This window comes from Pseudonocardia acidicola (genome assembly GCF_012911935.1).
Classification (GTDB): Bacteria; Actinomycetota; Actinomycetes; order Mycobacteriales; family Pseudonocardiaceae; genus Pseudonocardia; species Pseudonocardia acidicola.
Map to the genome: position 1 here is coordinate 1 of NZ_JAAXLA010000005.1, position 16,913 is coordinate 16,913.

The following is a 16,913-nucleotide window of genomic DNA, read 5'->3' on the forward strand; positions in this document are numbered from 1 at the left end:
GGTTCGGCGGCGGGGGGCTGGACGGTGGATGGCTGCGCTGTTGCAGCGCGCCCGCTCCACCGGGTCTCGGCCTGCTCCCACAGCGCCAGCAGCCGGTCGGCCGGCTCTCCGGCCAGGCGTCCGAGCGCCTCGACCGCATGCCGGGGCGGCAGCGTCGCCCCGTTGAGGTAGCGCTCCCAGGACGATTTGCTGTACGGGGTCTGGGCCGCCAACGCGGCCAGGCTCAGGCCGGAACGATCCTTCAACTCCCGCAGCAGGCCCACCAGATAGGCGACGTCGGGGTCCAGCGCGGCGGGCAGCGGCCGCCACCGGCCGGTCATGTGCGCAGCAGGGCCCAGGTGTGGGGCCCGACCTTGCCATCGACCACGGCGCCGCCCGCGCGCTGCAGCGCCATCACGGCCTGCTCGGTGTGCTCCCCGAACAGGCCGTCGATCCGCCCGGGATCGAAGCCGTGGTGGGCGAGCAGGCACTGCACCTCGACCACGTCCTCGCCTGCGGAATTGAGCACGGCCAGGCGGTCGGCGGTGCTGCTGTGCCCCGCATACAGCCGGCCGTCGCGGGTGCTGAAGTCGCAGGCATAGCCCGCTGGCTGCACCGGGGCCCTGGCCGAGGACCGCGGCTGCCCGGCGCTGACCAGCCATACCGTTGCGCCGAGGGCGGCCAGCACCGCAACGCTCGCGGCCACCCAGACGATGCCGCGCCGCTGCGACCGCGCCGACGCGTTGATCGGCTCCGCCGCGGTGACCGCATCGACCGGGGTCTCGGGGCCGGGGGCCCGCGGCCCGGTGGGTGCGTGGGCGCGTTCGGCCAGCTCCCACACCACCTGCAGCCGCGTTAAGTCGGCCCCGGCCAGCCGGCCCAGCGCCTCGACGGCCGGCCACGGGGGCACTGTCCTGGCATGGAGGTATCGCTCCCACGACGACCTGCTGTACGCGGTTTTCCGCGCGAGCGCCGCGGTGCCGATCCCGACCTGGTCCTTCAGTTGCCGTAGTCGGATGGTCAGCTCCCGCACCTGTGGCTTGAGGCCCTCAGGCAGTGCCTTCCACTGAGCCATGTGAGCTCACCAGCCAGTCCGACTCCGCCGATTCCCGGTCTCCGCTGCCGCGAACCTACTCGATCAACGATGACACCGATCACCATGGCGTGGCCGATCGGTCCCGCCGTCCCGGCGATGCGTCAGCCCGGCGGGCGTCCCTGCAGGTCATGGCGTGGGACGTCCCACGCTGATCCGACCTGTCCGACGGGTCTGTCGCCGCCCGCATCCGGCCCCGCACGATCGGATTGCCCGCCGGGCGGCCGGGTTCGCCGCGGCGGGCAGGCCGGCGTCGTACCGGCAGGGCAGCACGGGGCCGTGCACCGCACGGCGGCCCAAATCGTGGCGGCCTGCACGTCATCCGTCCACGACCTCAACCGACCCGGAGGGGAATGATGATCGGTAAGAAGGTGATCGCGCGCGTCGGTACGCTGACCGCGGTCGTCGCGCTGTCGGCGGTGGGCCTGGCAAGCCAGGCGTTCGCCGCACCGGGGGTGGCCCCGATCAGCGAGGGCTCTCCCAACCATCACGGTGTCTGGTGCGTACAAGCCGCGATCAACCAGTGGGCGGGTCGGACGGTGCTGTCCCAGGATGGTGAGTTCGGACCGCAGACCCGGGAGTGGGTGAAGAAGTTCCAAGCCGGCTACGGGTTGGCGCAGGACGGCGTCGTCGGCCCGAAGACCGGCGACGACATCTGGATCTTCGACGGCAGCTCGAGCTACTGCCACGGCTATGTCCCGACCAGTAGCTGAACGACAATTCTGATCAGCTCGGCACGAACCTCGATACGCGCAGGGCCGGCCACCGCGGCCGGCCCTGCGCGGCCGGCGTTCGGCCGCGCAACTCCTGGGTGCGGGCGCTTGATCCGGTGTCGTGCATGCCGAAGACGCGTCCAATCCGGCCGAGTGGGTCTCGGTGTCCTGCGGCGCGACCGCCACCGTCGGCAGGCCCAGGTAGTTGCCGATGGCGGCGGCGGTGTCGCGGGAGGGGGAGACCGCCCCCGGCCACCGCGTGCATCCGCGAACCCGCCGGGGCCTTCTCCAGCGCTCCGCAGGCGCGGCGTGACTGAGCCCGCCGCTAGCCTTGCCGGCCACAGCGCGGTGACGGTCTTGCATGTCGCGTTCGCGCTGGGTCTCGGCGCAGAGCCGCCCGGTTTCGTGACCTGCATCGCGGAGGCCGTGGCGACGCTACGCGCCCTGCAATGACGAAACCCGGTGTCAGACCAACTACCGCATCCGGATCCTGCTCGCCGCCGAGGGCTCACGTCCCTCCCGGCCGGCCCAGCGGATGCAAGGACCCGCTCGACGCTGGCCGGTTCGCTGCTCACCAGCGGTTCTTCCTGCGGGCGCGGCGGGGCCGGGCGACGCGCCCCTCGGTGCGGGCGGCGTCGAGGGCCCGCTGGTAGATCTCCGCCGACGAGGTGGCCGCAGAGATGCGGCAGGCCTGGTCGTCGGTGACGGGCTGCCCCGACGGGCGGGGGCCAGAGCGCGCAGCGACGGCCGAGCGGCGCGCCTCCTCCCAGAGCTTGCGGGCGGTCTCGCGGCCACTGCCCGGCTCCGGCAGGGTCGAGGCGCTTCGCGGCTGGGGCTCAGCTGCCGAGCGCCGCGCGGCGCGGCGGGCGATCGCTTCGGCCTTGAGCCTGAGGTGGTCACCACGGATGCCGACGACGCCGGGCGGTAGCTCGTGCAGGCGGCCTCGCCACGGTTTGAGGCGGTAGCCGAGCACGCGGAGCGGGTCGGTGGCGCCGCGCAGGGCGTCGCCGCGGTGCTGGTCGGGCCGGTCGGGGTGGTGGTCCAGGGCGTAGAGGATCCCGGCCACGCAGGCGCCGGCCTCCCACCACGGCCGCAGCAGGGCCCGGGCACGCCACAGCGGCACCCCGGATACCCCCCGGCGGTCTAGGCCCATTCGGTTGAACAGGCACAGTGCGGCGCTGGTCCGTTCAGGGGGGGAGTCGGGGACCTGGAAGACCGGCCAGTCAACGACACATTGACTTGCCGAGGGTGGCCGTCGGCCGCCCTGCAAGGGCTTAGTACTCACGCAAGATTGGGGGAGGTCGCCACTTTGCTCCACAGGCAGGATGACCTCGGGTTCCGGGAGGGCCTGCGTGGGTAGGGGGGTGTCGGTGACCAGGGCGTAGGTGGGGGTGCGGTTGGTGCGGGAACCGAGGAACGCCGCGGACGCGCCGCACTCGACGACCACGACCAGCCCGGCGTCGCGGGCCCACGCCAGCACCCGGGAGACGGTGCGGGTGGCACGGTCGCCGGCGGCGCCGAGCCGCTGCGCGGTGACCCCGGTGACCAGACCGGTGGTCCAGTCCATCGAGTTGACCAGCCGGCGCAGGATCTGCAGCCAGCTGCGGCGCTTGTCGGTACGCCAGTCCTCGGCGTCGACGAGCTGCACGACCCGGCGCCAGGCCTCGGCCTGGTCGGCCATGACGCGCCAGCCGGTCTCGATGAAGTGCCGCCAGCCGGGGTGCGGGGCCCACCGGCCGGCGTCGACGCGGGCGCAGGCCCGCCGGCGGCCGTAGGCCAGCGCGCGGGCGGCGGACCGGGTGAGGTCACGGCGGACGGCGCGGGGCAGCGGCCGCCCGGTTGGGTGGCCCGGCGGCCGTGTGGGCGGCTCGACTCGTGCTGCCCGGCCACGCGGGGTCCGCGGGCGCCGCTGCGCCGCCCGGCGCAGTGCAGGGGGTGGGTTCACCCCGAACGAGTCGGGGCTGACGGCGCCGCTGCTCTGGGCGCCGTGGAACAGGCACTCCCGGCCGTCGGGTGTGGTGGCGAGCACGAACGCGCCGTCGCGGTAGCACTCGGCGCACCAGCCGAGAGCGGATTCGAGCAGGGTCGGGCCGTGTCGGGATGGCACCCGACCCGGCCCAGGGGTTATCGTGGGCACGCGAAACGGCCCCTTCTGGGAGGGGATCGCCCCGGCGGTTGCCGGGTTACTGCGTCGATCGGGTGGCCGCCCGAGTCGACGTGACGACTAGACGAGGCGGCCCTTTGGCAGAGGGCCGCCTCGTTCTTTGTTTACGAGGCCTTGGTCAGCGGCAGTTCCTCCTGCTTGCTGGGGGTCTTGGGCTGGCAGTAGTCCGGGGCCGGGCGCCCGAGGCATTCGGCGATCATCCGGGTGACCACGTCGGTGATCGGGATCCCGTCACGCTTGGAGATCCGCTCCACCTCGGCATGAAACTCCGCGGGCATGCGGACCGGCACCTGGACGCGGGCGCCCTTCGACTTGCGACCGGGCTTACGCCGCTGCGGAAGGCTCTCCATGGGCAGGAGTTATACCGGTGATCACCCCGCGGCGGCGCGGGACGCGCCGAGGAAGTTGAATCCGATTCCGGCTGGCGGTGTCGGAGCCCGCGGATCTCGGGTCGTGCGTCGACGGCGCCCCCGCCCAGCCGCGCAGGCGCGCGCCGGGCCCGGACGGGAGGCCGGCCCGCTGCCGCGTGGCGGCTCGCGTTGTGCCGCACGGCCATCGGCGGGCCCAGCAACGCCCTAGCGGCCAGGCCCGCCACTGCAACTCGGCCGACGAAAGGGCTTGCGCCGCGGCTCCGCCCACTGACGTCGGCCCGCTCGCGCGCGGGCCGCCGGGTCTGCCTCGCCCGGACCGCGCGCCGCGCCAGGGTCGCCGCAACATCCCAGGCGCGGCGCGCGCTGTCGCTGCACCGGCCGGCACGCCGGCCCCCTGGCAATCGCGCCCGGACCCGGGGCCACGCGGTCTGCGCGCGCACCCACGTCCACGCGCCCGCCGGGCTACCGAGCTCGCGCGGGGCGGCCACCCCGCCGACCTCGACGCGGCACAGGCCGCGGCCGATCGGACACCGGTGGGCGTTGAGCGCGGTCCCTGACCATCGCCCGCAGCCGAGATGGATCCGTGGGCTCGCCACGACGCGCAGGGCGACGAGACCGCCGACGGCCATGGTGGGCCGCACCAGCGGCAGGGGAGCCAGCCCGCACGCGGGGAGAACGGATGCGCCCAGCTGGATGCGTGACGACGCACCGGGCTGCGCAGGCGTGGACTTGTCAGGGCGCGCGCTATTATCGAAGCGCGCAGGCATGCGTGTGCGCCTCCCTTCGGGGAGGGGCTGGGTGCCGGAGCTGGCTACTCCGCGGACCCCGTTACGTGGGCCCGTTCCTCTTGCCGGAGGGACGGGCCCTAACTTTTTGGGGCCGACTGCACTCAACCCATGTGAAGTTGGCTGTGAGTGGTGGCTGGTCAGGCGGTCTGGTCGAGTTCCTCCTGCACGGTGAACGGCAGCTCGTCGCGGTGGGCCATGCCGATCCGCTGAAGCTCGAGGAGCAGGTCGCTGTAGGAGACCCCGAGGGTGTCGGCCAGTTCGCGGAAGCGGTCCGCTTCGTCGGCGGGCATACGCGTGGCGAACAGTTCCCGTGCGCCCTTCGACGGACGCCCGGCACCCTTGTGCGCCCGTCGGGCCCGTCGTGGCTCCATGGCCGAGGATCTTGGCATCAATAACTGTTACAGCGGTGGCGACGCGCCGAGACGAATGGGCCCAACTGCCGAACTCGCACCATCGTGGCGCCGGGACCGTCGGCCGCCGTGGGACGCCCGCGTGCTCGCGACGTCGATCACGAGGCTTGCCGGTCTTGCGGCCGCGGGCTCGGGGCCGGCTGGCCGGGAGCCGGTGCGGGCTTCATCGCTGCGGCTTCGTGGTCATCGGTCGCTGTGCGGGGGTTGGTTGGTGCTCGGTCCGCTGTGGTCGGTGAGGACGATGCGGACATCGACGGGCAGCACGCCGGTGTCGTCGGCGATCACGGGGTTGAGGTCGAGTTCGGCGAGCCCGGGGGTGTGGGCGGCGAGGTGGCCGACGCGGACGAGGAAGGCGGCGAGGGTGTCGCGGTCGACGCGGGGCAGGTGGCGGTAGCCGTCGAACATCCGGGCGGCGATGGTCTCCTCGATCATCTCCAGCGCTTCGAGGTGGGTGAACGGCGCGGCGCGGAACGCGACGTCGCGCAGCGCCTCGACCATGACTCCGCCGCTGCCGAAGGCGACGACGGGCCCGAAGATCGGGTCCACTGTGGCGCCGACGAGCAGTTCGACGCCGGGGCGGGCCATCGGGGCGACGACGACGCCGGTGATCTGCGCATCCGCGACGTTGTCGGTGACACAGTCGGCGATCGCGGTCCATGCTGCTGCGACGGTGTCGGGGGTGACGTGCAGTTGCACGCCGCCGACGTCGGACTTGTGCACCACCTGCGGGGAGACGACCTTCAGCGCGCACGCCCGCCCGTAGTCCGCGACGGCCGCGGCGGCCTCGTCGAGGGTGGCGGCCAGCGTCCATGGCCCGGTGTGCAGCCCGGCGGCCTCGACGAGCCGGCGGGCGGTGGGTTCGTCGAGGAGCCCGCCGCGGTGCCCGGTCCCGGCGCCGGTGGGCGGTGCCGGCGGTCGAAGCGTGGAGCGCTGGTCGGCGGTGGCGAGCCAGGTCCCGCGGTGGTGCAGCGCGGCAACCGCGCGGACGGCGTGGTCGATCGAGGAGAGCACCTGCACGCCGCCGTGGCGCAGGATCTGGTGGTTGGTCGGCTGGTCGACGGCGTAGCAGCTCTGGACGAGCAGCGGGATTGCGTGCTGGCGTGTCAGGGCGAGCAGTCGGTGGGCGGTGGCGTCCTCGGCGTCGCGCAGCTGGGTGTCGAAGCGCAGGTGGTAGCCGCCGTAGATGCCGACCAGCAGCACGAGCCCGACGGCCGGGTCGGTCATGAGCAGCTCGACGGCGGTGGCGAAGACCGTGGGGTCGGTGTCGGTGGCGCCGGCGACGTCGACCGGGTTGTCGATGGCGGCGGGTGGGCCGAGCAGCGCGCGCAGGTTCGATCGGGTCGCTGCGCTGAGGGTGGCGAGCTCGACACCGGCGGCGCTGAGGGCGTCGGCGGCCAGGGTGGCGTGCCCGCCGCCGTCGGAGAGCACGGCCACGCCGCGGCCCGCGGGGATCGGGGCGGTGGTGGCCAGCACCCCGGCGAGCAGGGCGAGCTCGTCGGAGCGGGTGACCAGCTCGACGCCGGCCTGGGTGAGCACCGCGGTGGCGACCGCGTCGGAGCCGGCGATCGAGCCGGTGTGTGACAGCGCGGTCCGTTGCCCGGCTTCGGAGCGCCCGCCGCGCAGCAGCACCACGGGGCGGTGTCGGGTGGCTTCGGCGGCGGCGGCGAGGAACGCGCGCCCGTCCTGCAGGCCCTCGCAGTGCAGCGCGATGGCGCCGGTGCCCGGTAGGCCTGCGAGGTGGGTGATGCACTCGTCGTAGCGGACATCGGCCTGGTTGCCCAGCCCGATGTAGGTGTGGAAGCCGGGTCCGCGCAGGGCCCGATTGTCGGCCAGCAGCGAGATCAGCATGTTCCCGCTCTGGGTGATGGCGCTGATCGGGCCGGCCGGGACGTCGGGGACGCCGACGAGGTTCGCGCCGCTCGCGGCGTTGAGCATCCCGGAGGTGTTCGGGCCGATGACCCGGATCCCGGTCTCGGTGATCGCGGCGGTCAGCTCGGCCTGCAGCCTGGTGCCCTCGGGGCCGGCCTCGCGGAAGCCGTTGGCCAGCACCACCGCCCCGGCCACGCCTACGGCGGCGAGCTCGCGCAGCGCGGCCGGGACCGCACGGCCGGGCAGGGCGATCAGCGCCACGTCCACGCCTGCGGGCAGCTCGCCGATCCCGGTCAGCACCCGCAGGCCGAGGATGGTCCCGCCGCGTGGGTTCACCGCGTACACCGGGTTGCGGTAGCCGGAATCCTGCAGCGCCCGAATGGCCTGGTAGCCGCGCTTGCCGGGGTCGGTGGAGGCGCCGATCACGGCGATCGACCGCGGATCGAGCAACCGGTCCAGCGCGGAGCGCGAGGGCGCGGCGCGGGCCGGGGTCTGCACGACGTCGGAGCTGGCGGCCGGGGTGGTGGTGGCGGGCCGGGCGATGTGGACGGTGCGGGGCGGCATCGTCGTCCTCACTTCCCACCGGAGACGGGAGCACGGCGCTCGGCGAAGGCGGCCACGCCCTCGGCCCAGTCCTGTGTGGTCATGAGTGCGAGCAGGTCGGCGGCCTCGGTGCGCAGCGCCTCGTCCAGGCCGTCGGCGCGGTTGAGGGTGGTTTTCATCCGGGCCAGCGACAGCGGAGCCTTGGCGGCGAGCCGGGCGGCGAGCGCGCCGGCGGCGTCGTCGAGATCGGCGGCGGCGGGGGCGGCGTTGGCCAGGTCCCATTCCAGCGCCTGGGCCCCGGTGAACCGCTCGCCGAGGATCAGCAGTTCGGTGGCGCGGCGCAGCCCGACCCGCCGGGGCAGCCGGTGGGTCACGCCGCCGCCGACGAAGAAGTCGTTGCGGGACAGCACTTCCCACTCCAGGCTGGAGAAGAACGCCTCGGCCGCGGCGTTGTCGAAACACGACCCGACCCGGCCCATGGACTGGCGGATCCCCACCCGCCGACACAGGGCGGTGAACCGTTCCGCGGTGCAGGTCGACCCGCGGTCAGTGTGGAAGATCACCCCCTCCACCTGGTCGGCGCCGCCGCGGGCCGCCACGGCCATCCAGACCGCCTGGTCGGTCCTATTTGGGCAGTTTGGTGGCCATTTCTTTGGCCGCGTCCTCGGCCCACTGGCACACGGGGTCGTTGGACGTTGGTCCGTGCCCACGCGCCTCGGCTTCGGCCGTGGAGTGCCGTCCGATGGGCACGATCACGTCGCACAGGCCCGGGCCGGTGGATCGGGTTTCCTTGGCCGGGTGGCCGTCAACGGTGACACTGGTCGTCTGGGCGCTGCTGCCGCCGACGATGATGTCTTTCCATGCCTTGGTGTCCCAGTAATTGATGGTCACCGCGGAACCGGCGGCACCCTGGAACATGAAGTTGCATCCGCGCTCACCGGTGTTCGGAATCGTGGGAATCGGCGAGTCCAGCTTGAACTGGTCCAGGTTGCCACTCAACGCCTTGCACGGGTCGAGGCCTTTGGTGCTGGCCTTGCCCGCTTTACCACCGTTCGCCCCGCCTGTCTCGTTCGCTGGGGCACTCGCCGACGCGCTGCCCGAGCCGCTGGGAGCGGGCTTGGGTGGACCCGACGCGTCGGGTCCACAAGCGGACAGGCTCAGCGTCGCCGCCACCACGGCGAGCGCGCCGACCAGGAGATGAGGAGTGTTCCGCACGGTTACCTCGGCCTTTCTTCAGTTCCATCAACAATTCCGTTCCTGGGTGAAACGGGAAATCAGCCGAGCAGAAACTTTGCCTGCGAGCCTGGGCCGGTGGAGTCCAGCCAGAACGAGATGATCGCCTGCCGACCGGCGGCCGCCCAGCCCGACGGCGCGTGGTTCGCCAGCGGGAGAGCGAGCTTTCCTTGACCGGCTCGCGCATTCAGTTCGGGGGCCTGGACCAGGACGTCCGCGGTCGGGCCGCCGCGTCCCCAGGGCAGCGGAGTGGTGCGGTTGTCGGTAAAGATGTCGCCGTGCCACAGCACGCTCTTCGTCGCACCGTTCCCGGCCATGTAGTCGACCCGGATGCCGAACAACGCCTCCGGCGATGCCTGCCGAGCCAACTGGTCGGTCCAGATCGCGGTCGGCAGGGTGTCCGGCAGGTCGCGGTACTCCGCGCCGACGAGTCCGGTGCCCGCGTTCCCTTGGACACCAACGTAGGCGATGGCGCGTACAGCGTCATAGGAACCGTAGGCGTTGCCGCGCACCGAGGTCGTGCCGTTCGCACCCGCGATCCGGTCGGCGTAGGTGTGCTTGCGGACCAGCGTGGCGGACAGACCGCCGCGATCCAGGTCCGGGTCCGACGCGGTGCCGACCTCCACATAAACGATGCCGGGTCCGGCGACCGTCACGCTCTTGGTCAGCGTCTTCGTCTTCCCGCCGAGCGGGACGACCTCGGTGGGGGTGAAGTCGTTGCCGTTGTGCTCCTTCGGGCTGCCGTGCTGACTGTCGATGTGGTACACGGCGACCTTCGTGCCGTTCTGGCCGGTGGCGAGATCGGACAGTTGCAGGTCGATGCTGTACGGCTGAGTGGTTTCGTTCCACACCATGACCGTGCTGCGGTACTGATCGCCGGAGGCCATCGCACCGATGCCGGTCGGCAGCGAGCCCCGCACCGGCGACCGGCGGTCCGGCATCTGTGCGTAGAGCTTCAGCGCGTTGAACAACGGCAACTGGAGCGCGGTGCTGCCCGAGTAGTCGATCAGGTGGGGGAGCCAGCCGCTGAAGGTGAAGGTCTGCAGGTCGGGGGTTTGCAGCGCCAGTTGCAGCGATGTCATCGACTTGGCCGCTTCCAGCGTGGTCCCACCGCTTTTCTCCCACGTGCCAGGCAGGAACACCCCGGACTGCGCCTGGACGAGCGGCACCGTGTTGAAGTCGGTGCTCAGCCCGTTGCGCGCGCCATCCCAGAGTTTGCCGAGGTCCTCGCCGTAACTGTTCAAGGTGAGGTAGTCGAACGGCAGGCCGGGCTTGGCCTTCAGCTGTGTGCGCAACTCGTCGAGGGCCGCCTGGAAGTAGGTCTTGCCGCCCAGTTCCGAGCTCGTCTTCTCGCTGGTCGAGATGAAGCTGGCCATCCCGAACAAACCCTGCGGCTCGATCGCACCCGTGTAGGCGTCGTAAATCTCGAGGAGCTGTTTGATTGACTTGGGATTGGCCGACCCGGTGAGGTTGTGCGTCGGCTCGTTCCACATGCACCAGCTGATCGGATAATCGCGGTAAATCTTGGCCCACTCACCGATGACGTTCCCGGCGCCGGACACGTTGTCCGGCATCGGGAACAGGTGCGGCCGCTGCGGTGAGATCGCCGGCGGGAAGAACTGGTACGGTGCGCCTTCCAACTGGACCATGATCTCCATACCGCGCCGTTGCAGCCCGCCGAAGAAGGTGGTGAGGAAGGTGTTCGGCGTCGGTGACACCGTGACCGAGCCGTTCGCGGCCCGCGTAAACGGGTACGGCGTCAACGAGGGGTAGGTCATGTCCGGAAAACGAAGCTCAGCGTCGTAGACCGCGGGCCGGATCTGGTCCAGGTATTGCAGGCTGTCCAGGATCTGGGTGGAGTTGAGGGCTCGTCCCACGCCGATCTTCGACTTCAGCAGCGGGAAGAACGCGGTCTTGCCGAAGTCGATCTGAAGAGTCTCCGACGAGGTCGCCGGCCTCGCGGTCACGCCACAGCCACTGAGAAAGGCCGCGGCGCCGAGCCCGGCGGCGGTGGCCAGAACCTGCCGCCGGGTGAACGTCGATGATGGTTGCATTGCGTTACCCCCGGTCAGCCGTGTTGCAGAGCGCGGAACTCGTTCGTCCACACGGTGTTCTGGCCGGGCAGGCCATTGCCGGCCGGTTGGACGGTGTGCTGGCAGAACATGCTGTTCAGCACCCACGGCGTCGACTTGGCGTCGAACTTGTCCGAGGACATCGCGCTGTCCTGACCGATGCCGTACGTGGCCACGGCGAGTTTCCCGGTGGCGCGGAAGGCACCCACCTGGTCGGTCATGAAGTTCTTGTTGTCCGCGAACCACGGGCTCATGGCGAGGAAATCGGTCCACTTCTGTTCCGGGAACGGATTCCCGAGTGCGTCCTTGATCACCTGCCACACCCGCGTCTTCTTCGGCACGTGGTACTTGGTGGCGAAGTCGGCCGAAATCGGATCGGCCAGGTGGCTCTGGTAAAAGAGGACCAGGGAGAATTCGGTGGCCAGGAACTTCTGGTCCGGCCGCAGCTTCGGCAGGATGTAGTCGAGGTAGAAGTGACCCGCACCCGGGTCCGGCAGGTGCGGATGGATGTCCGTCCCCGCGATCGCCTGCGTGTCGTGCACGTACTGCATCCACCGATCCGTGGCCGCGGTCTTCCACTGCGGCAGATCCAGGTGGTTGAGCGCTCCCATGAAGAGCTGGGTCTTGCTGCCGGAGCCGAACTTCTGGGTCCGGTAGTCGATCGCGCGCTGCGCCATGGCCTCGTAGAAGGCGTTGAGCTGCGGGCTGTTGCGCTCGGATTGCTGGCATTCGATGAACGGCTCGTTGCCGATCGCCAGGATGTCGACCTTGTTCATGGCGACCGGCAGCACCGCGTCCAGTTGCCGCTGCGCGGCCGCCATCGCCGGGGAGCCCGGGGTGGGGATGGCCTGCTTGTTGTACGGGAACTTCAGCGACAGCACGGTGCCGTAGCCCTGGCCCGCGTAGGTGATCAGCGCCTTGATCGCGGGCTGGTCCGCCGCGTTGCCCTTGTCCGCGTCCGGCATCGCGAAGAACCCGCGCACCCAGGTCGCGGTGATGTTCCGCAGTTCGGAACCTGTCATGATGTTCGGGTCGCCGTTGAAGTTCGCCCCCAGTACCCCGTTCGGACTCGGCGCGGACACTCGCCGACCGGTCGGCGACTGGGTGCCGTTGTTCGTCTGTGCCGTGAGCGTGGACGGGTCACATGCCGCCAAGCTCCCGATCCCCGCCGCGACCAGACCGGCCATCGCCGACATGCCGAACAGTCGACGACGTGAGAACTCTGGCCGCGAAGTGCGGTCTTCCCGCATCAGTAACAATCCTCCTGATTGGACTTCAGTTGCCGCTGTAGTGGCCGGCGACGATGTTGGCTTGCACGGCGTTATCGGCCGCGCTGGCCGGCACTCCCGAGGTCATGACGCCCTCGAAGAACTTGCCGACGCCCTTGTTGCTGTTGTCCCCAACGGTGCCGAGCACGATGCCACCCTCCTGATGCATCGGTGAGTAACCACCACCGTTGATTGGCGGGTTCCGGCCCGGAATAAGTGGTGGTCAGGCCGCCCGACCGGGAGTTGCCCCAGCGGATGGCGAACCTGTCCTGCCCGTTGTTGGCCAGCATCACCGCGTGGCGAACGGGATCGCGCCGGGACCGGTCCGTCGTAGGAGGCGTAGAGCGCCCGCACCGTGCTGTCGGCCGACACCCACGGGTGCCCGCGGCGGCGTTGATGTCCCAGGGCCCTTGCGGTGCGGACCCAGCAGACGCGGAACCGACCGTCAGCACGGTCAGGCAGCTGGCGAGGACGCCGACGGCGACCGCGAGGCCCAGCCACAACGCACGTCTCCGTGGTCCGACGATCATCGCGTTCCTCCAGGCTCGGACAGATGAAGGGATTCGAGGCTCTGGCCGCTGGTCTCCGGCAGCAGTCGCCCGACGAACACTGTGGCGGCGAGGCCGAACACGCCGAAGAACACGAAGATCCCGGTGGCGCCGTGCGCGATGAGCGACGGGAAGCACAGCGTCAGGAACACCGTGACCAGGATCTGGGCGCTGGCCGCCAGCGAGACGCCTGCCGGCGTTCCGGCGGCGAGCCCGTGCACGGTGGTCCGACGGCGACGACGCGCGCGCGATGCGCGGTGGTTCGTACCTGTGCCATGAGTCCTACTGCAACCGGTGCCGGGTTGCCGCCCGCACGCGCAACACCGCGGACAGCTCCACCGGCAACCTCGGCTTCCGCTGCGCCGTCACCCCATAGACTCCATGGCGGCGTAGAGCATCGCGCCGGCTCCGGTGGTGAACACGGCATACGAGCAGGCGCCGGCGAGGAACGCCCGGCCACTGTTGATCCGGAGCCGCGCCACCGCGTACACCACGATGCCGACGATCAGGCCCGCCAACGCAATCCACGACGTGAGGCACCACCCGAGCGCGAACAGCGCGCCCGCCACCACGCCTGCCAGCGTTGCCCTGCCGATGCCGTAGCGGTGCTGCATCAGCGCGAACACCGCGCCGGCAACGGCCACGCCACCGACCGTTGCGGGCACTGCCAAGAACGTCGACAAAGGCATCTACGTCTCCTTGATCTACCTAGACAGCAACACCAAGCGCGGCGACCGTCCCTACCGCGCCGAAGACCTGGCCGTACGCCGACATCCAGTCCGCCGCGTTGGGAGCGTCCGCAGCGATCATCACGGGCAGGAAGATTAATCGGGGCCGGCCCGGTGCAGTGGACCGGTAGCGTCGCCCGCCGTGACCCTCGACCCCGTGCACGTGCAGTGGCTCAGCATGGTCGGCTACCAGACGGACCTGGCCGTCGAGCAGAGCCACCAGCCGGTGCCGCTGGCCATGATCGCCGCGGCACCGACCTGGCCGTCGACGGTGGGATGTCGGGCCTCCGCGTCCGGCGAAGATGAATGACCGACGCGGTCCGCGTCCGTCCCGTTGCGCCCGTCGCGCCATCGACCCGTCGCAGAGGGGTTCAGACTGGCGCACCGTTGACATGCCGATGGTCATCGCGCCGGCTCGTTCTCCGCGACATCCGCACCAGGATCGTGAGCAGCTCGCCGGCCGGCGGCGAGACCGGGCAGTACCTCTAATGGGTCCTGTCGGGCTTGGTTGTGCCAGGCTCGGCTCCGGTAGCGGCCGGCGGGTCAGCACTCCCATCCTCAGAGCCTGTGAGCTCTAGGGTCAGACCGTGCGCCCGCTGGTCGTGAGGTGGCCGGGACCGCTGATGGGATGACGTGCCCCCGACTGCGCCCCGCGTAGGTGGGTGAGCACTTGACCATTAGAGCGCGGTGGTCTCCTCCACGCTGCCGTTGTTGCTGGCAGATTGCGTGGGAGGCCGCGGATGACGGTGTTCGTGGGTGATGACTGGGCCGAGGACCACCACGACGTGGAACTCGTCGATGACGCCGGGAAGCCTCTGGGTCGGGCCCGGTTGCCCGAGGGCATGGTCGGGATGACCCGGCTGCACGAGATGGTCGCCGAGCACCTCGACGACGCCGATGTCGACGCCGAGTCCGGGATGCTCGCGGCCGGGGCGGTGGTGGTCGGCATCGAGACCGACCGCGGCCCGTGGGTCGCCGCGCTGGTCGCGGCCGGCTATCAGGTGTTCGCGATCAACCCGATGTCGGTGGCCCGCTACCGGGAGCGGCACTCCACCTCGGGGGCGAAGTCCGACCCGGGAGATGCGCATGTGCTGGCCGAGATCGTGCGTCTGGACCGGGCCCATCACCGCCCGGTCGCCGGGGACTCCGCGCCGGCTCCCGGGCCCCGGCGGCCGCGACGGGTGTGGACGCGCCGCGGCGGCCCGCCCGTGGGCCGGACCCGACTACTGTGCCGCTGGTGACAGCAGGTGAGGAGACGGGCGCCTTTCGCGGGATCCGGGTCGGCCGGATCGCCGCGCCGCTGCGCGAGCAGGTGATCGACGGGCTGCGCACCGCGATCCTCGAGTTCGAGCTGCAGCCCGGGCAGCGGTTGGTCGAGCGCGAGCTGATCGAGCAGATTGGTGTCTCCCGCGCGACCATCCGTGAAGCGTTGCGCGAGCTGACCGCCGAGGGGCTCGTCGTTACCGTGCCGCAGAAGGGCGCGATGGTGTACAAGCCGTCGGCCGACGAGGCTCGGGATCTCTACGCCGTGCGAGCCTCGCTCGAGGCGCTGACTGTGCGACGGTTCGTCGAGCGGGCGAGCGCGGCACACCACGATCGCCTCCGTGCCACTGTCACCACCCTCGAGCAGTACGTGGCCGAGGGTGCAGGTATGCACCGCCTCCTACGGGCCAAGGATCTCTTCTACGCCGAGCTTCTCGCCGGCGCGGCCAGCCCGACCATCGAGCAGATCCTCGCCGGGGTCCAGGCCCGCGTGCGGCTGCTGCGGGCCACCTCGATGTCCCAGCCTGGTCGCGCGGCCCAGATGGCCGTAGAGATGCGCGCCCTCGTCGACGCGATCACGGCCCGGGACGCCGAGCTCGCCTCACGGCTATGCGTCGAGCACCTCGAGCACGCGGCCACCACCGGCCTGGCCGCCCTCAGCGCTGTCGGAGAGAAGTAGCCGGGCCTCCATGAGCCCGAAGGCGCCGCGGGGACGGGCGCAGGGCCTATCTCTCGGCGGCCGGGGTGAGCGGGTGACAGGGAAGGCGCAGTGGCCGCGAAGGGGGCGCTCGAGGCCCAGGGCCAGGCCGTGCACGCCGGGGTTGGTGTTCAGCAGCGGCGCCAGCATGCCGCTGTCGTGGGTGCTCGCGCCGGTGACCAGGGCGTGCAGCGGCAGCCTGTTGCGGTCGCACAGCACGTGGTACTTGCCGCGGCGCTTGGCGCGCACGCTCACGCTGTCGACCGCGGCGCGGGACCAGTCCAGCAGATCCCGGTGGGCGAGCCGGTCGAGCACGACCCGGTGCAGCTCCTGCCACACCCGGCGCGCTGCCACTGGCGCAGCCGCCGCCAGCAGGTGACCCCGGACCCGCACCCGAGCTCCGCGTCGAGTCGGGCGGTCAGGCTGGTCCGACCAGCCGGGCCCAGCCGTCCCGGACCACGGCCAGGGCTTCGGCCGCGGTCACGGTCACGGTCAACCGCACCTGCCCGCCGAGGTCACGCTGCCACCGCTCCTCGGTCGGGGCCGGGCTGAACGCCGCAGGGTCGGGCCTGCGGTTGGTCGGCCCGACCCGGGCGTACAGGTCGGCGGCCTGCGCGGTCAGGTGCCCGCGCACGGCCAGCGCCCACAGATCCCACAGGTCGCGGGCCGCGGCCCGGTCGTGCCAGGCCGCGGTCTTGGCGGCGACGAACCCGGCCGCGGTCGGCACCCTCAGCGCGGCCGCCGGCGCGTCGGAGTAGCGCTGCACGAGATCGACCCGCTGCGTGGGTCACTGCGGGTACCCCACGGCGGTGAGCAGCTGGACCCGGACGGCCAGGCCGTCCGGTGAGCGCAGGACCGCGGGGGCGGTGTCGCGGACCTCGGTCAGCGCCGGGGTCCAGGCCAGGTCGGGGTACTCCCGGCGCAGCGCTCGCGGAATCCGGGTGACCAGCTGCTCGGCCAGCTGTCCCCGCGGGCCGACTGCGAGCAGGTCCACGTCCTCGGACAGCCGCCCGTCCGGCACGAGGCTGCGCGCCAGCGCGGTCCCCCCGAAGAAGATCACCGAGTCGCCGGCCACGGCGCTGATGGCCGCGAGCAGGTGCGATCAGGTGATCCCGGCGGACCTGCGCCTGATCGACCCCGAAGCGCGCGGCCACCGCCCGCAGCTCGGCAGGCG

General features: G+C 71.3%; 16 protein-coding genes and 5 pseudogenes. 5 read left to right on the forward strand and 16 right to left on the reverse strand.

The genetic code is table 11. The annotated features are described in order from the left end of the window. A partial coding sequence (locus HF526_RS04005) for a helix-turn-helix domain-containing protein (protein ID WP_169379884.1) occupies positions 1-320 on the reverse strand: 320 nt, incomplete at its 3' end. Continuing rightward, positions 317-1,054, reverse strand: coding sequence for a peptidoglycan-binding protein (locus tag HF526_RS04010; RefSeq protein WP_169379885.1), 738 nt, complete (start codon positions 1,052-1,054; stop codon positions 317-319). The genes HF526_RS04010 and HF526_RS04005, both read right to left, overlap by 4 nt. A gap of 374 nt (positions 1,055-1,428) precedes the next feature. On the opposite strand from HF526_RS04010, the gene HF526_RS04015 reads away from it, so the two are divergent. Next, complete coding sequence (locus HF526_RS04015; RefSeq protein WP_169379886.1) at positions 1,429-1,785, forward strand: peptidoglycan-binding domain-containing protein; 357 nt, start codon at positions 1,429-1,431, stop codon at positions 1,783-1,785. Positions 1,786-2,356: 571 nt separating this feature from the next. Here the strand turns inward: HF526_RS04015 and HF526_RS04020 are convergent. The 11 genes and pseudogenes from HF526_RS04020 to HF526_RS04065 form a co-directional block, all read right to left on the reverse strand. Further along, positions 2,357-3,892, reverse strand: a complete 1,536-nt coding sequence (locus HF526_RS04020; RefSeq protein WP_169379887.1) for a hypothetical protein — start codon at positions 3,890-3,892, stop codon at positions 2,357-2,359. 161 nt (positions 3,893-4,053) lie between these two features. Beyond that, a complete protein-coding gene (locus HF526_RS04025) occupies positions 4,054-4,299 on the reverse strand; it encodes a hypothetical protein (RefSeq protein ID WP_169379888.1) in 246 nt (81 codons plus the stop codon). A gap of 946 nt (positions 4,300-5,245) precedes the next feature. Further along, positions 5,246-5,398, reverse strand: coding sequence for a hypothetical protein (locus tag HF526_RS04030; protein WP_169379889.1), 153 nt, complete (start codon positions 5,396-5,398; stop codon positions 5,246-5,248). Between the two features lie 303 nt (positions 5,399-5,701). Further along, complete coding sequence (locus HF526_RS36135; RefSeq protein ID WP_169379890.1) at positions 5,702-7,951, reverse strand: acetate--CoA ligase family protein; 2,250 nt, start codon at positions 7,949-7,951, stop codon at positions 5,702-5,704. Between the two features lie 8 nt (positions 7,952-7,959). Further along, positions 7,960-8,340, reverse strand: coding sequence for an enoyl-CoA hydratase/isomerase family protein (locus HF526_RS04040; protein WP_338051291.1), 381 nt, complete (start codon positions 8,338-8,340; stop codon positions 7,960-7,962). Further along, positions 8,335-8,544 (reverse strand): annotated as a pseudogene (locus HF526_RS35070) (DDE-type integrase/transposase/recombinase); the annotation flags it as partial. The gene HF526_RS04040 and the pseudogene HF526_RS35070, both read right to left, overlap by 6 nt. A gap of 10 nt (positions 8,545-8,554) precedes the next feature. Further along, positions 8,555-9,145, reverse strand: coding sequence for a DUF3558 family protein (locus HF526_RS04045; protein WP_169379892.1), 591 nt, complete (start codon positions 9,143-9,145; stop codon positions 8,555-8,557). Positions 9,146-9,204: 59 nt separating this feature from the next. Next, a complete protein-coding gene (locus HF526_RS04050; RefSeq protein WP_211176755.1) occupies positions 9,205-11,268 on the reverse strand; it encodes a hypothetical protein in 2,064 nt (687 codons plus the stop codon). Beyond that, positions 11,232-12,317, reverse strand: coding sequence for a hypothetical protein (locus HF526_RS04055; RefSeq protein WP_211176756.1), 1,086 nt, complete (start codon positions 12,315-12,317; stop codon positions 11,232-11,234). Before HF526_RS04055 ends, HF526_RS04050 begins: the two co-directional genes overlap by 37 nt. A 193-nt stretch (positions 12,318-12,510) precedes the next feature. Then, positions 12,511-12,717: an arabinofuranosidase catalytic domain-containing protein gene (locus tag HF526_RS35075; RefSeq protein ID WP_420821585.1), complete on the reverse strand. Its 207-nt coding sequence runs from the start codon at positions 12,715-12,717 to the stop codon at positions 12,511-12,513. Positions 12,718-13,029: 312 nt separating this feature from the next. Continuing rightward, complete coding sequence (locus HF526_RS04065; RefSeq protein WP_169379894.1) at positions 13,030-13,272, reverse strand: MFS transporter; 243 nt, start codon at positions 13,270-13,272, stop codon at positions 13,030-13,032. Positions 13,273-13,286: 14 nt separating this feature from the next. On the opposite strand from HF526_RS04065, the pseudogene HF526_RS04070 reads away from it, so the two are divergent. Further along, positions 13,287-13,427: pseudogene (locus HF526_RS04070) on the forward strand (SUMF1/EgtB/PvdO family nonheme iron enzyme); the annotation flags it as partial. Here the strand turns inward: HF526_RS04070 and HF526_RS04075 are convergent. After that, positions 13,417-13,740: a hypothetical protein gene (locus HF526_RS04075; protein WP_169379895.1), complete on the reverse strand. Its 324-nt coding sequence runs from the start codon at positions 13,738-13,740 to the stop codon at positions 13,417-13,419. The pseudogene HF526_RS04070 and the gene HF526_RS04075 sit on opposite strands and share 11 nt — an antisense overlap. Positions 13,741-13,921: 181 nt before the next feature. Between HF526_RS04075 and HF526_RS04080 the strand changes: the two genes are divergently transcribed. The 3 genes and pseudogenes from HF526_RS04080 (at position 13,922) to HF526_RS04090 (ending at position 15,721) form a co-directional block, all read left to right on the forward strand. Beyond that, a complete protein-coding gene (locus tag HF526_RS04080) occupies positions 13,922-14,089 on the forward strand; it encodes a hypothetical protein (RefSeq protein WP_169379896.1) in 168 nt (55 codons plus the stop codon). A 430-nt stretch (positions 14,090-14,519) separates the two neighbouring features. Then, a pseudogene (locus HF526_RS04085) lies at positions 14,520-14,972 on the forward strand (IS110 family transposase); the annotation flags it as partial. A 44-nt stretch (positions 14,973-15,016) separates the two neighbouring features. Beyond that, entirely contained in the window at positions 15,017-15,721 is a 705-nt protein-coding gene (locus HF526_RS04090; RefSeq protein WP_338051282.1) for a GntR family transcriptional regulator, read from the forward strand. Here HF526_RS04090 and HF526_RS04095 read toward each other — a convergent pair. Then, positions 15,689-16,218: pseudogene (locus tag HF526_RS04095) on the reverse strand (IS5/IS1182 family transposase); the annotation flags it as partial. The gene HF526_RS04090 and the pseudogene HF526_RS04095 overlap by 33 nt on opposite strands. Then, positions 16,158-16,814: pseudogene (locus tag HF526_RS35080) on the reverse strand (nucleotidyl transferase AbiEii/AbiGii toxin family protein). The pseudogenes HF526_RS04095 and HF526_RS35080, both read right to left, overlap by 61 nt. Between the last annotated feature and the right edge of the window lie 99 nt (positions 16,815-16,913).

What these genes read in the sequence shown, in the direction of transcription:
- HF526_RS04010 (WP_169379885.1), bottom strand. Translation starts at nt 1,054, where the DNA reads ATGGCTCAGTGGAAGGCACTGCCTGAGGGCCTCAAGCCACAGGTGCGG.
- HF526_RS04015 (WP_169379886.1), top strand. Translation starts at nt 1,429, where the DNA reads ATGATCGGTAAGAAGGTGATCGCGCGCGTCGGTACGCTGACCGCGGTC.
- HF526_RS04025 (WP_169379888.1), bottom strand. Translation starts at nt 4,299, where the DNA reads ATGGAGAGCCTTCCGCAGCGGCGTAAGCCCGGTCGCAAGTCGAAGGGC.
- HF526_RS04030 (WP_169379889.1), bottom strand. Translation starts at nt 5,398, where the DNA reads ATGCCCGCCGACGAAGCGGACCGCTTCCGCGAACTGGCCGACACCCTC.
- HF526_RS36135 (WP_169379890.1), bottom strand. Translation starts at nt 7,951, where the DNA reads ATGCCGCCCCGCACCGTCCACATCGCCCGGCCCGCCACCACCACCCCG.
- HF526_RS04075 (WP_169379895.1), bottom strand. Translation starts at nt 13,740, where the DNA reads ATGCCTTTGTCGACGTTCTTGGCAGTGCCCGCAACGGTCGGTGGCGTG.